13 protein-coding genes are annotated in these 13112 nt (G+C 69.7%); all 13 read right to left on the bottom strand.

The window, feature by feature from the left end; genetic code table 11:
• Positions 1 to 219: 219 nt before the first annotated feature.
• The gene (locus QF034_RS26205) at positions 220 to 1326 is read right to left on the bottom strand and encodes a response regulator transcription factor (protein WP_307177238.1); all 1107 of its coding nucleotides are present in this window, start codon (positions 1324 to 1326) and stop codon (positions 220 to 222) included.
• Positions 1327 to 1380: 54 nt separating this feature from the next.
• The gene (locus QF034_RS26200; RefSeq protein ID WP_370880853.1) at positions 1381 to 2808 is read right to left on the bottom strand and encodes a sensor histidine kinase; all 1428 of its coding nucleotides are present in this window, start codon (positions 2806 to 2808) and stop codon (positions 1381 to 1383) included.
• A gap of 7 nt (positions 2809 to 2815) precedes the next feature.
• Complete coding sequence (locus QF034_RS26195) at positions 2816 to 3703, bottom strand: DUF5936 domain-containing protein (RefSeq protein ID WP_307177237.1); 888 nt, start codon at positions 3701 to 3703, stop codon at positions 2816 to 2818.
• Between the two features lie 36 nt (positions 3704 to 3739).
• Positions 3740 to 4681: a type II secretion system F family protein gene (locus QF034_RS26190; RefSeq protein ID WP_307177236.1), complete on the bottom strand. Its 942-nt coding sequence runs from the start codon at positions 4679 to 4681 to the stop codon at positions 3740 to 3742.
• Between the two features lie 10 nt (positions 4682 to 4691).
• A complete protein-coding gene (locus QF034_RS26185; RefSeq protein ID WP_307177234.1) occupies positions 4692 to 6029 on the bottom strand; it encodes a TadA family conjugal transfer-associated ATPase in 1338 nt (445 codons plus the stop codon).
• Positions 6030 to 6083: 54 nt separating this feature from the next.
• On the bottom strand, positions 6084 to 6446 hold the full coding sequence (locus QF034_RS26180) for a TadE/TadG family type IV pilus assembly protein (RefSeq protein ID WP_307177233.1): 363 nt from the start codon (positions 6444 to 6446) through the stop codon (positions 6084 to 6086).
• 25 nt (positions 6447 to 6471) lie between these two features.
• Entirely contained in the window at positions 6472 to 6801 is a 330-nt protein-coding gene (locus QF034_RS26175) for a pilus assembly protein (protein WP_307177232.1), read from the bottom strand.
• A 136-nt stretch (positions 6802 to 6937) separates the two neighbouring features.
• Positions 6938 to 8215, bottom strand: coding sequence for a CpaE/TadZ family protein (locus QF034_RS26170; RefSeq protein ID WP_307177231.1), 1278 nt, complete (start codon positions 8213 to 8215; stop codon positions 6938 to 6940).
• A gap of 13 nt (positions 8216 to 8228) precedes the next feature.
• Positions 8229 to 8933: a Flp pilus assembly protein CpaB gene (gene cpaB / locus QF034_RS26165; protein WP_307177230.1), complete on the bottom strand. Its 705-nt coding sequence runs from the start codon at positions 8931 to 8933 to the stop codon at positions 8229 to 8231.
• Positions 8934 to 9080: 147 nt separating this feature from the next.
• On the bottom strand, positions 9081 to 9953 hold the full coding sequence (locus QF034_RS26160; protein ID WP_307177229.1) for a hypothetical protein: 873 nt from the start codon (positions 9951 to 9953) through the stop codon (positions 9081 to 9083).
• A 206-nt stretch (positions 9954 to 10159) separates the two neighbouring features.
• Complete coding sequence (locus QF034_RS26155) at positions 10160 to 11476, bottom strand: Nramp family divalent metal transporter (protein WP_307177228.1); 1317 nt, start codon at positions 11474 to 11476, stop codon at positions 10160 to 10162.
• A gap of 157 nt (positions 11477 to 11633) precedes the next feature.
• Entirely contained in the window at positions 11634 to 12116 is a 483-nt protein-coding gene (locus QF034_RS26150) for an ATP-binding protein (RefSeq protein WP_307177227.1), read from the bottom strand.
• 80 nt (positions 12117 to 12196) lie between these two features.
• Positions 12197 to 13108: an anti-sigma factor RsbA family regulatory protein gene (locus tag QF034_RS26145; protein WP_307177226.1), complete on the bottom strand. Its 912-nt coding sequence runs from the start codon at positions 13106 to 13108 to the stop codon at positions 12197 to 12199.
• Positions 13109 to 13112 lie beyond the last annotated feature (4 nt).

The raw sequence follows: 13112 nt of genomic DNA, 5'->3' as shown, positions 1-13112 counted from the left end.
GTACCGGCCGGCCGCCTGTCGGCCGACGTACAAGTCTCTTGGGTGCTACCGGCGTTACCGGCTTCCTCCTTGCCGGTCCCGCTTTCGACACCGGAAACGTACGCCGCTTCCCCGGTCCCACCAGAGGGTCCCAGGGCCCAATCCAGGGCCCAAAGCAGGCTTTGGGCCCTGCCGCCCGCGTACCGGGCCCACGAGCCCAGCCGCCCCCCGTACCCCCGATCAGCCACGTCGCGTGACCCCCCTCCCCGTCCCCGAACCGGGCGCCGTGCCGAGCCACTTGGCCACGGCCTCGCTGCGGCTGGTGCTGTGCAGCTTGGCGAAGATCCGGTTGATGTGGTTCTTGACGGTCTTCTCGCTGATGAAGCAGGTGGCGGCGATCTGCTGGTTGCTCATGCCGGACGCGATGTGGTCCATGATCTCCACCTCCCTGGAACTCAGCCCGAAGCCCTCCCTGTTCGAGGACCTAGACGACGACTCTGCCACATTCGGTTGCAACTGCGAAAGACTTTGTTGCGAACTGAAGCTGGGCACTGCCGGTTGCTCCTGGTAAACAGCGCCCTCTTCGGCGAGTTGGGCAGGCTGCGGTGACGTTACGGAAGAAAAATTGCCGTATGCACTCGCATCCGGCACCGCCCGGCCCAAACCGTCCGGCAGCGACGCGGAACCCGCGCCCGCCCCCTGCTCCTCCCGTACCCGAGCCAGCAGCGCCCCCGCCGCCGTGGGCGTGAAATGGGCCCTGCCCTCCTTGATGTCCCGTACCGCGGCGACGAGCTGGTCCGCGGTGAACTCGCCGTGGACCAGGTAGCCGCCGGCACCCAGCCGGAGGGCCTCGTGGACGATCTCGCTCTCGCGGCTGTAGGTGAGCATCAGGACCGGGGCGATGCGCACCAGGTACGGCAGGGCGGAGATGCCGTCGACGCCTGGCATGCGGACGTCGAGCAGGACGACGTCAGGGCGGTGGTGCTGTGCCGCGTCGTAAGCCTGGTGGCCGTCGGCCGCCTCCGCGACGACGTCGACGTCGTCGCGGCCGGAGAGCAGGACGGTGAGGCCGGCACGGACGACGGGGTTGTCGTCCGCGACGACGACGCGGAGCGGTCGGCGGGCCGGGGGCGCCGGGAAGCCTCCGGGACCCTCGGAGGGGCCCGGACTGCCGGTCCTCCCGGGGGATGCCTGGGCCGGGAGGCCCGGCAGGGTCGACGCGTCGGCGGGCATCGGCGCCCGGGGCGGAGTGTGGTCGGTGCGGGCGACGGAGTGTGCCGAAGTGTGCTGGGAGACGTGAGCGGGCGAATGGACGTACCCGCCGGAGGGGGACTTCGCTTCCGGCATCATCGGCCTCCTCTCGGGGAGTTGGGGGAAGGGGTGCTGGCAATGGCGTCCGGGTCAGGGCGGTCCGGCCGGTGCGGTCGGTGGCGAGGGTGGCTGAGCGGTCAGTGCGGCGAGCGGCATGTCGACGCGGACCTCGGTTCCCCGTACGTGCCGGCCCCTCCCGATGCGGATGCGGGCGCCGACGGAGGCGGCTCGTTCGACCATGCCGACGAGGCCGAAGTGGCCGGCGCGTCTGAGGCTGTCGAGGGTCGTGCCGGGGGGCAGACCCCGGCCGTCGTCGTAGACGCTGATGCGCAGTTGGTCGCCCACGACGCCGGCGGAGACGTCTACCTGTGTGGGGTGGGCGTGGCGGTGGGCGTTCTCCATGGCCTCGGTGGCGATCGTCAGCAGGTGGCGGGCAACGGCCTGCGGGACCGGGGGGACGGAGGTGTCGCCGGCCTGGCGGTAGGTTGCGCGCAGGCCGGTGCGGCGTCCGATGTCGGCGGTGCGGGCGGCGAGTTCGGCTGCGACGTCGACTCCACCGTCCAGGCCCGACTCGCGGCGCAGGTCGGACAGGAGTTCGCGGGACTCGGAGGCGGCGCGGCGGGCGGAGCGGGCGACGAGTTCGGCCTGGTGCCTGACGGTGAGCGGGTCCATGCGGTCGGCCGAGGAGGCGAGGCCGTCGGCGGCCAGGGCCAGCCCGTGCAGGGTCTTGGCGACCGAGTCGTGCATCTCGCGGGCGAGGCGGGAACGCTCGCTCTCCACTGCCTCGTTGACGGCGAGACGTGACTGAACCGTGGTGAGGGCCTGTGTGGCGGCACCGAAGCGCAGGACCAGGCCGCGCAGGGTCACCCCTGCGGCGCCGACGAGCACGCAGAAGCCGGGCATCAGCGCCGACTCGGCGAAGGTCGCGTCCTGCTGCGTGCTGCGGAAGACGACGACGAGGATGGCGGCCTGCAGGCAGGCGAAGAAGGCCGCGCCGCGCCAGCCGTACACCAGGCCGGCCAGCAGCGGCGTGCAGACGCTGACGTAGGCGAGGGTGCTGTCCGGGCCGGCCGCGATGAGGAGCAGGGAGCCTAAGAGGGTGTCCACGGCCAGCAGGGACGGGTGTTTCAGGAGGAATGGTCCGAAGCGTTCCCAGTCGCGGAAGAGGGCGTACGACACCATGAAGGTGACCACGACGGACGCGGCGACCAGGCGGGTGGCGAGGCCGGGTGCCGCGTTGAGCAGGGCTGCCGGGGCGGCCAGGGCGATCATCGCCAGCCGGAAGCCGAAGACCTGACGGCACATTGCCTGAAGGGCGCTGACCTGGATCTTCAGGGCGGCCGTGGGCTCCGCTCCGTTCGCCTTGCCCGTCCTCACCGGGCTCTGGGCTACCGCCTGGGGGGAGAGCTGACCGGCCAGGTGCGGGGGCAGGAACGTGCCCGCCGGCGGCGTGGTGATCTCCGTGGCACCGCCGTTCGTCACGTGTATCGCCCTCAGTCGGGGCATCCGTATGGCCATGGCCGCCTCACTTGCCCGCGATCGAGCCGAAGTCGGTTCCCGAGCCGAGGATGAGGCCGGCGCCCAGCAGGATCATGGTGGCCGGAACCATGAAGGTGGTGATCATCATGGTGGCCTTCGGGACCGCGCGGGCGGCCTTGCGGCGGGCGTTCTGGGCGTCCGTGCGGCGCATGTCGTTGGCGATGGCGACGAGTGTGTCCACGATGGGTGCGCCGAGTTCCTCGCCCTGCTGGAGGGCGGTGACGAACATGGCGACCTGTTCGGAGTCGTTGCGTTTACGCAGTTCGGTGAAAGCCTGGCGGCGGCTCATGCCCATGTCCATCTGGCGCAGGGTGATGCGGATCTCGTCGGACCACGGGCCCTCGTAGTGGCTGGCGACCCGGTCCAGGGCCTGACGGAAGCCGAGACCGGCGCTGACGACGACGGCGAGGACGTCGAGGAAGTCCGGTAGCGTCCGCTCGATCTGGTCCTTGCGGATGCGGACAGCCGACCAGATGCCGACCTCCGTCCAGAAGGCGGCGAAGGCGAACAGCATGAGGGCGACGAGGACATTGCCCTTCATGAGCATGACCAGTCCGCCGACGCCGCCGAGCGCCCCGTACACCGCGCGGCGGGCCGCGTAGCGGTCGATGGTCAGGCCGCCCGGGTTGCCCGCGAGATCGATCTTGCGACGGACCTGGTTGACGCGCTTGGGCCCCATCCACCGCAGGACGGCCGGGGCGTAGCGCATGCCGAGCCGGTCGACGAGCGAGTCCACGGCGCCGGTGCGCGTCGAGCCGACCTCCAGGGCGACGGCCAGATCGCCCGGGAGTTTGGCGTCGGCTCGGTACATGCGGATGCCGTGGAAAGCTCCGTAGACGCCGAAGCCCACCACGAGGGCGAGAAGGATTTCCATGGTGCTTCTCCTGAGTCCTGCGGCCTGGGCCTCGGCCTACACGTCGATCCGGGACATACGCCGGATCAGGATGAAGCCGATCGCATAGAGCGCGAAGGCGACGATCACGCTGATCTGGCCGACACCGGAGCCGGTCATGCGGTCCAGTGCTCCGTCCTTGACGCTGTCCATGAGGAGCAGCGAGCCGACGCCCATGACGGGGACCGCGTACGAGGTCATGCTGACCTGCGACAGCTGGGTACGGACCTCTCGGCGCGTCTCCTTGCGCTCCTCCAGCGTCTCGGTGAGGTTGCGCAGGGCGCCGACGACGGTGCCGCCCGCGCGGTTGGACAGGATGAGTGTGGTGACGAGCACGGACAGTTCGCGGGACGGAAGGCGTTCGGCGAGTTCGCCGAGGGCGTCGTCGATGGAGTGGCCGACGGCGAGCTGGTTGGCGACCTTGGCGAGTTCCTCGCCTGCCGGGGCTTCGAGCTCGTCGGCCGCCATGCTGAGGGCGGTGCGCAGGGCGAGGCCCGCCTGGGTGGCGTTCGCGAGGATCCGGGACAGCTCGGGCAGCTGGTTGATGAACTTCTCGATGCGCTTCTGCCGCTGCCAGTTGAGGAACTGCATCGCGACGTAGATGCCGAGCAGACCGCACAGCGGGCCGAAGAACGCGGCGAGCATCGCCTGACCGGTGATCCACAGGCCGGCGACTGTGACGACCATGCAGACGAAGAACTCTCCGGGCGTCACATCCAGGCCGGTCGCGGCGAGCTTCAGTTCGAGCTTCTTGCCGAACTTGGTACGGCGGATACGGCGGTCGACGCCTTGGAAACGACGTCGGCGGCCGATGGGGATCTGGCCGGTGGTCGACAGCCGGTCGACGAGCGCTTCCCGCTGGGCCTTGCCGGACTCGTAGGCGTGAATGCCCAGAACGATCAGGACGCACGCCAGCAGCGTCACGCCCGTCGTCAGGAGTATCAGGTCGTCCATGTCCATATGGGGGTACCTATCGGGCTTCTCGGGTGGCGAGCTGGTCGGCGGACGCGGCGACTCCGAAGGCCTGCGGGATCGGCTGGCCGGCCATGTACAGGCGCTCCGCGACGCGGCGAGGGAGCGGGAAGTACTCGAAGTTGCCGTGGATCCGGCCGTCCGCCGCCATGGGCTGGGCGGCGAAGCGGGCGACGGTGACGATGCGGTAGGGGTCGCTGCCGTGGCTGTCGAGCACCGCGATCTCGGTGATCTTGCGGGCGCCGTCCGCGTGCCGGGTGAGCTGGACAATGACGTCGACGGCACTGTTGATCTGGTCGTGCAGCGCTACGAAGGGGATCTCCACCTCGGACATGGAGGCCAGCGTCTGCAACCGCATCAGCGCGTCCTCGGCGCTGTTGGCGTGCACCGTGGCGAGCGATCCGTCGTGACCGGTCGACATCGCCTGGAGCATGTCGAGCGCCTCGCCGCCACGGACCTCACCGACGACGATGCGGTCGGGGCGCATCCGCAGCGAGTTGCGGACCAGATCGCGGATGGTGATCTGGCCCCGGCCCTCGACGTTCGGCGGGCGCGACTCCAGACGGATCACGTGGGACTGCTGGAGCTGGAGCTCGGCGGAGTCCTCGATGGTGATGATGCGCTCCCCCTCGGGGATCAGCCCGGACAGCGCGTTGAGGAGGGTCGTCTTACCGGTACCGGTGGCGCCCGACACGATGATGTTGAACTTGGCCTGGACCAGCCCGGAGAGCAGATACAGCATGTGCTCGTCGAGCGAGCCGAAACCGATCATCTCCTGGAGTGAGAAGGACCGCGGGAAACGGCGGATCGTCAGCGTCGCGCCGGTGAGGGAGAGCGGCGGAATGATGACGTTGACACGTTCCCCGGAGGGGAGGCGGGCGTCGACCATCGGGTTCGACTCGTCCACCCGGCGGTTGACGGTGGAGACGATGCGTTCGATGGTCTGCATCAGCTGGTCGTGCGAGGCGAAGCGCATCGGCAGCTGCTCCACCCTGCCCGCCCGTTCGACGAAGATGGCGTCCGGCCCGTTGACCATGATCTCGGTGATGGAGGCGTCTTCGAGGAGCGGTTCGAGGATGCCGAGACCGAGTGCTTCGTCGACAACCCGGCGGATGAGCTGCGACCGTTCCACGGTCGACAGGACCGGGCCCTCACGGCTGATGATGTGGCCGAGTACACGCTCCAGTCGGGCCCGTCGCTCGGCGGCGGCGAGCGAGGACATCTCCGCGAGGTCGATCTCCTCCAGGAGCTTGGCGCGGTAGGTGGCGACCAGGTGGCCGTCCTCCGACCGTGCGCCGTTCTCCTCGGGGGCGTTGATGCGTGCCCTCAGGCTCATGGATACGTACTCCTAGGTTTCCTGCTCAGCCCGTCAAAGGCCCGTCGGAAGCGGTCAGTCGCTGGGCATCGTGGCGGTCTTGCGTGCCGGGTCGAAGTCCCAGCCCGGGACGATCGAGGGAATGTCGACGATCGCGGTGACCTCGACCTCCTTGAAGCCGTCCGCGCGCCGGAAGTCGGTGCCGTCCGCGACCCAGCCGCTGACCGCAGCCCTGCCGTCCTGCTGCCACCCCGGATTGTCGAGGGAGGCGCTGCGCGCGGCGGTGCGGGCGGCGGTGCCGGCCTGCTGGGCGGTGTAGGCGATGAGGCCCAGCTGGACGGCGGCCATCGCGACGAGGATCAGGATCGGGATGAAGCCCAGGTACTCCAGGGCGACCTGTCCGCGGTCGGCCCGGCGCCTTCGTGCGGTGACTGTCATGTCTGCTCTCCCCCCAGCCATCGGCTCAGCCCAGCTCTTCCTCGATCGCTCCGGCGTTGCCCTCCACCTCGAACGGGAAGGCGATGGTGCCGGGGAACAGCACCGGGACCCAGAGCTTGACGCGTGCCGTGACATAACCGTTCACCGTCGTGCAGTCGACTTCGGCGGCACCGGCCCAGGCGTCCGGCAGCTTGTCCCTGCCCGCCTGACCGCACTCCGCCTGCCGGTTGTCGGGCTGGGCGGCTGTGGCCTTGCGTACGGCCTCGTCGGCGGCGTTTCCGGCGAGGACCCAGGTGTAGCCGGTCAGCACGAACTGCCAGAGCAGCACCAGTGTCAGGATGATCAGCGGTGTCATGCCCAGGAACTCGATGGTGACCTGGCCGCGGTCCCGGGATGTGCCCGGCCCGCCGTCGGGCCCACCCCTGAAGCTGGTGGCGGTGCCTGTCCGTGTCGGTATCCGTATCCGGCTGCGTGTGCTCCGGGCGACCATGTCAGCCGCTCCCCTCCCCATTTCCACCACCGCGGCGCCGACGGGTGCCGAACGCCCCGCGGTCACTGCCGAACTTCGCGCCCTTCCCTGCCTTTTCCGCGCCGGCCGGGGTGCCCACGAGGCCCAGCTCGCCGGCCAGCCCCCACAAGGCCTGCTTCACCGCGCTCTTGCTCTCCAGATCCTGGACGCGGCCCGCGTCGACCACTGCCTGCAGTTCCTTGAAGCCCGCGGGTACGGCGACGCCGGCGACCCGGGTGCCGGTGATCTTCTCGATCAGCGGTGGCTGGATCTCGGTATTGCGGGTGTGACGGTTGACGAGTGTCACCGTCTCCTCGGCCTTGCGGATCTGCAGCCGGTCCCACAGCCGCACCATCCGCTTGGCGGCGCGCACGGCCACCACGTCCGGCGTGGTGACCAGCAGCGCGGTGTCCGCCATCTCGACGGCGGCGGCGTTCGCGCCCGTCATGTGGGCGCCGCAGTCGACGATCACGACTTCGTAGCGCGACCGCATCGCGCTGACGATCTGCCGTACGGACCGGTCCGTGACCTCTTCCCCCCGCTCGCCCTCACCCGGCGCGAGCAGCAGCGACACCCCGGTGTCATGGGTGAACACGGCGTCGGCGAGCACCCGCGGCGAGAGGTCGGTGATGCCGGCCAGGTCGACGACGGAACGCCGGAACTGCACATCCAGGTAGGAGGCGACGTCCCCGGTCTGCAGGTCCAGGTCGACGAGCGCCGCTTTCCGCCCCGAGGCCTGCGCCGCGAGCGCGAGCTGGATCGAGGCGAAGGTCGTCCCGACGCCGCCCTTGGCCCCGCTGACGGTCACGAGAGTGCCGCCGGGGCCGCTGAACACATCGCCGCCGTTGCCGAGGTGACGGCGCACGCCGACCGCCCAGGCCGCGGCGCCCTGCACACGGCTGACCAGCTCCTCGTAACTCAGCGGCAGCGCCACCAGACCGCGCGCCCCCGAGTCCATGGCGGCCGAGAAGAGAGCGGGGCTCGCGTCCGCCGTGATGAGGACGACTCCGACGGCGGGGAAGCGCAGAGCGACTTCACGGATAAGTTCCAGCGCCGGCACCGGACCGATCCGCTCGTGCACGAGTACGACCTCGGGCAGCTCCTCGATCGACTCCCCGGCCAGCCGGCCGAGCGTGTCGATCAGCTGAGTGGAGTCGGTGACCGGCATCGCCGGTTCCGCGTCGGGGAGCTGGCTGAGGAGGGTCGTGACGGACCTTGCGGCGTCGGCGTCACCGACCGCCGGGAGGATCCTCGTGGGCATGGGAACCAGAACCTCACTTGTCCTTGGCGAGTTCGTAGGTCCGCTCACCGGGACGGATGGTGGTGTCGCTGCCGGGCGCCACCAGGGCGAGCCGGACATGCTGCGCGAACGACTCGGCGTAGGCGACGCGCTGGGCGTCCATCGTGCTGAGCGCGAAGGTGATCGGCACGGCCTGGGTCGCGGCCCGCCGGTTCTCCTCACTCGGTTCGAGAGCGGTCAGCCTGCCCACGTCGATGACCTTGGCGTTGGACACGATGATCCGCGACTCGGCGGTATCGCCCTGGCGGTCGCCCGCGAACGTGGCGAACACGTTGACCGTGGCACCCGGGGTGATCTTTCCCGCGACGCCGGTCTCCGCGTCGATCATGATGGCGATCTCCTGCTCGCCGGGCTCCAGCGCGGGACGCTTGACGATCATGTCGCTCTGCAGCAGCGAGCCCCTGCGCAACTGCGTCACGGCGATCTTGCCCCTGATCTCGGACAGATCGGTCACGGCGTTCTCCGACAGCCAGCGCTTGGGCATCGAGATCTTCTCGAACTGGCTGCTGCGCAGGTCCGTGTAGGGCGCGACATCACTCTTGATCTGATAGGCGGTGACCTCGGGGCCGACTTTCGACTTCGCGTCGCTGATGACCGAGAGCACTCCGGCGAAGGCGCCGAAGGCGCAGAGGACCGACAGGAGCAGGAGTATGACTCCGCGGCGCTGGCGGGAATTCATGAGCCGTGCAACCTCATTGGGGGACGGTGGCTGAGCGGACGTTTGTTGGTGTTGTCGAGCGGAATCGCGTGCGATTGAGCAGGTGATCCTGGGCCGGACTTCGCTGAGCCGCCGTCAGCGCGTCGCGCTGCGGCAGCTGATGACTACTCAGGGCGCGAGTGTCTCTTGGGTCAGGACACCACCGGCGGGAGTTTGGTTCTCGTGGACGGGCGGTGTCGCGGAACAGAACACGCACCGGTCTCCGATGCGTTCGAGGCCGCACCAGTGACAGTGGTCGCGCCGCACGGAGGTCACCAGTTGATAGAGGACCGAAATGTCCGGCAAGTAGGTGGCGAACTCGATCAGTTTGGACGTGCCCCACCAGCGAGCGGATTCGGCAGGCAGTGTGGCCTCGCGCAGCCCTTGGACCTGCCAGGAGTGGGCGAGGGTCTCCTTGACCCAGTCGGACTGCAGCTGCCCCTGGGCGACCAGCAGCCAGGTGCTGAACTCCGGACCGGTGAGGGCCGCGTCGGGGCCGATCTTCACCAACTGCGGTGCGGGGTTCGCGACCACACCGAACTGGCTGCCCGGCACCCAGGACTTCGCGTGTGACTTCAGACTGACCGGCACCCGGTCGAGCTTGGCGACGGAGTTGAGCAGCGCACCCGCGTAGATGTAGTGGGTGAGCAGCCGCGCCGCGGAGGCCACCACTCCGGGGGAGAGGTCGCAGACGGACAGCTGCCGCAACTGGCGGACCAGGGCGGCGAGTCCAAGTGGCGGGAGGTCCGACCTGAACAGAGCGACGCGATCGCTCTCCAGGATCGACCGTACGGTGTGCAGGCGCCGCACGACAGCGGCGGGAGCCGCCGCCGAGTACACCACGATCACATACCCGTGGCGGTCGATCAGCACCTGCATGTCGGCGAGCGCGGCTTCCAGTGGCTGGGCTTCGGGGGGTTGTAACGGAATCGCCGGTGGGGTCTGTTGGTCTTCTGGTGGCAGCACCAGATCAGGGCTGGTGACAGCGACAGCAGTCGGCACGACGAGTTCCCCGTTTCACTCCGGCCGCCACCAGACCCGGTGGCCATGGTTGTGGACAGCCCTCGAAGCTATCTCAGCACTTTATCCAGCCCCAACATGCCTAGAAAGCACTTCTCTCCGACTCTTCGAAGCGGCCGTAGGGGTCAATTCCGCGCTATGTTCTGTCATATATGGATGGGCCGGACAGAGCTGCCTCAGGGCTTCGATCAGAAGAACTCCCCCCACGGCTGGTCCCAGATCTGCTTCACGCACAGGACCAGGAACAGCAGGCCGGCGACGGCGAGCATCACGTTGCTGAGCGGGCCGTTGCGCCACTCCCGAGGCGTACGAGGGGAGTTCAGGAGCCAGATCAGCGTGCCGGCGAGGAAGGGCAGGAAGGCCGCGCCGAGGACGCCGTAGATGATGATCAGGCGGAAGGGCTGGCCCTCGAAGAGGAGGATCATGGGCGGGAAGGTCAGCCAGAGCAGGTAGGCGCGGAAGGGCCAGGAGCGTTCGCGGGTGCCCGAGGCGACCTCCTCGCCCTTGGCCTGGCCCGTGCCCGACAGCCGGGCCACGAAGTCGGCGAACATCAGGCTCACGCCGTGCCAGACGCCGATCAGCGAGGTGAACGACGTGGCGAAGAAGCCGATCAGGAAGAACTTCGCCGTCGCCGTGCCGTACTCGTCCTCCAGGATGTCGCCCAGCTGGATCAGGCCCTTGTCGCCGCTCGCGATCGCGATGTTCGCCGAGTGCAGGAGCTCCGCGCCGACGAAGAGCATGGCGATCACGAAGATGCCGGTGGTGGCGTAGGCGACGCGGTTGTCCAGGCGCATGACCTTCATCCAGCCGGTGTCGGTCCAGCCCTTGGCGTTGACCCAGTAGCCGTAGGCCGCGAGGGTGATCGTGCCGCCGACGCCGCCGATCAGGCCCAGGGTGTTGAGGATCGAGTCCTTCTCGTCCGGGAGGACCGGAAGAAGACCCGCGAAGGCGTCGGCGATGTTGGGCGTGACGCGGATCGCCAGGTACACCGTCACCACGAACATGACACCCACCAGGACCGTCATGACCTTCTCGAACACCGCGTACTTGTTGAACCAGACGAAGACCAGACCGACCAGACCGCAGGCGATGCCCCACCACGTCAGGTCCATCACGCCGGGGAACAGCGCCTGGAGCGGCAGCGCGCTCGACGACATCGCCGCCGCGCCGTAGACGAAGCCCCAGACCACGACGTAGACGGCGAAGAACCAGGTCGTCCAGCGGCCGAGGCTCGCCCAGCCGTCGAACAGGGTGCGGCCCGTGGACAGATGCCAGCGGCCCGCCGCCTCGGCCAGGGAGATCTTCACCAGGCAGCCGATGATCGCGGCCCACAGGAGGGTGTACCCGAAGTTGCTGCCCGCGATCAGCGTGGCGACCAGATCGCCGGCGCCGACACCGGTCGCCGCGACGACGATGCCCGGGCCGATGTGCTTCCAACTCGCCTTACGGGGCTGGGGGTGCTGCGACGCCTCGTGGTCCGTGGTGTTTCCCGTGGTGTCCGCCATGCAGGTCAACAAACCGCAAAGAGCCTCAGCCGACAAGAGGGCAGGAGTGGTCCGACCTCAGGGGCGCGGGGAACTGCGCGATCAACCACGACGGACCCGCAGACCGGGAACAGGCCTCGGCGGCCGGGCATACCGCCAAGGCCCACCCAGCGGAGCGTCACGGCTGTCGCCGACCACAGCCGTCCGATCCGCACGTGCCGAGCTCGAACCACACGGTCTTGCCCGGCCCGTCCCGGTGGCAGCCCCAGCGCTGGGCCAGCGCGTCCACCAGGAACATCCCACGGCCGCTCTCCCCGGTGCCGGCGTCCAGCACCCGGGGTACGCGGCGCTCGGTGTCGGCCACCTCGCAGCGCAGTACGCCGTGCGCGGCGAAGAGGGTGAGCCGGAAGCGGCTCTCGGCGTGCACCAGGGCGTTGGTGGCCAGTTCGCCGACGAGCAGTTCCGCCACGTCCGCCACCTCACCGCGCTCCACGAGCCCCCAGCCCTCCAACTGCCTGCGCACCTGAGCGCGGGCCTCGCGGACGGCGGAGGGCTCGGGGGCGTACTCGACGCTCAGGTGGCCTGCTCCCAGGGGTGGTTGCGGGAACGGGCCGTAGCTGGCGTCGGGGGCCGGGAGGTGGCGCCCGGAGAGTTGCGGCATGGCTCCAGGGTGTCCCGGCGGCCGGTCCGGCGCAGGGGGAGGACTACCCGATCCCCTACCTGTTCGCGCAGGTGGGCGGGTTACGCGTACTGGAGGCGGACCGTGGCTCCCCGGGCGTCGTCGCGGATGTCCACGTACGCGCAGACCTGCCGCGCGTACCACAGGCCCGGCCCTGGTTCCGGTTCGGTGGGCGGTGGCGGGACGAAGCCGGCGAGCGGGTCGCCGACGGGTCGGGCCGAGCGCAGTTCGCAGACGCAGGCGGGCGCCTCGCCCCACAGCAGGGCGGTGCCGTCGAGGGGCGCCAGGGCCGCCGCCGTCTCCGCGACGGCCGCGCCGAACAACTCGGCGTCGGCGGCGGGCAGTCCCCGGCCTTCCGCCCAGTCCTGCACGGCCGCGGCGTGCGGCTCCGCGAGCGGCTGCGCACCGGCCGGGGGCAGCGGCAGCGGTACGGCGTCGAGTTCGGCCGCGAGCCGCACCGGGTCCTGGTACACCTCCGTGCCGGGGTGGGCACGGCGGGCCGCCGCGACGACGGCGGGGCCGGCGGTGCGGGTGTCGTACGCGCACAGCGCGGTCGTGGCCATGGGCGCGAAGAGGAGGTTGGCGAGGGCCTCGTAGCGGATCCACTCGGTGGTCTCGCGGGCCGAGCGGCCGGCCCGGCCGCTCCAGACGGGCTCCATGAGGAGGTGGATCCTGCCTCCGGGACCGGCGTGGGCGGTGAGGTAGGAGGCCGCCTGGGCGACGGCGTTGGCGGCGGAGCCGGTGTACCAGTCGGTGTGCGGGACGCAGGTGACGTCCTTGGCGTCCCGGCCGAGGGCGTCCCGCAGGAGGTCCAGGTTGCGGGGGTCGGCGATGGCCACGGGTGGTGGCTCGCCGGGCGCGGCGAGGCCTTCGCGGAGGAAGGGCAGGGCGGCGGCCACGAGGTCGTCGTCGGTGCCGAAGACGGCCATGCGGTGGTCGAAAGCATCGGGTGCGGGCGGCTGCCGGGTGGTCATGGGT

Origin of the sequence: Streptomyces africanus, from assembly GCF_030816955.1 — a bacterium.
GTDB classification, from domain to species: Bacteria; Actinomycetota; Actinomycetes; order Streptomycetales; family Streptomycetaceae; genus Streptomyces; species Streptomyces africanus.
This window is presented reverse-complemented; position numbering and strand designations above follow the sequence as displayed.

Bases quoted from the DNA above. Each gene is read 5' to 3' on its own strand.
- cpaB (WP_307177230.1), bottom strand. From the start codon at position 8,933: ATGAATTCCCGCCAGCGCCGCGGAGTCATACTCCTGCTCCTGTCGGTC.
- QF034_RS26195 (WP_307177237.1), bottom strand. From the start codon at position 3,703: ATGGAAATCCTTCTCGCCCTCGTGGTGGGCTTCGGCGTCTACGGAGCT.
- QF034_RS26150 (WP_307177227.1), bottom strand. From the start codon at position 12,116: ATGCCGCAACTCTCCGGGCGCCACCTCCCGGCCCCCGACGCCAGCTAC.
- QF034_RS26205 (WP_307177238.1), bottom strand. From the start codon at position 1,326: ATGCCGGAAGCGAAGTCCCCCTCCGGCGGGTACGTCCATTCGCCCGCT.
- QF034_RS26190 (WP_307177236.1), bottom strand. From the start codon at position 4,681: ATGGACATGGACGACCTGATACTCCTGACGACGGGCGTGACGCTGCTG.
- QF034_RS26155 (WP_307177228.1), bottom strand. From the start codon at position 11,476: ATGGCGGACACCACGGGAAACACCACGGACCACGAGGCGTCGCAGCAC.
- QF034_RS26175 (WP_307177232.1), bottom strand. From the start codon at position 6,801: ATGACACCGCTGATCATCCTGACACTGGTGCTGCTCTGGCAGTTCGTG.
- QF034_RS26200 (WP_370880853.1), bottom strand. From the start codon at position 2,808: ATGGCCATACGGATGCCCCGACTGAGGGCGATACACGTGACGAACGGC.
- QF034_RS26180 (WP_307177233.1), bottom strand. From the start codon at position 6,446: ATGACAGTCACCGCACGAAGGCGCCGGGCCGACCGCGGACAGGTCGCC.
- QF034_RS26145 (WP_307177226.1), bottom strand. From the start codon at position 13,108: ATGACCACCCGGCAGCCGCCCGCACCCGATGCTTTCGACCACCGCATG.
- QF034_RS26185 (WP_307177234.1), bottom strand. From the start codon at position 6,029: ATGAGCCTGAGGGCACGCATCAACGCCCCCGAGGAGAACGGCGCACGG.
- QF034_RS26170 (WP_307177231.1), bottom strand. From the start codon at position 8,215: ATGCCCACGAGGATCCTCCCGGCGGTCGGTGACGCCGACGCCGCAAGG.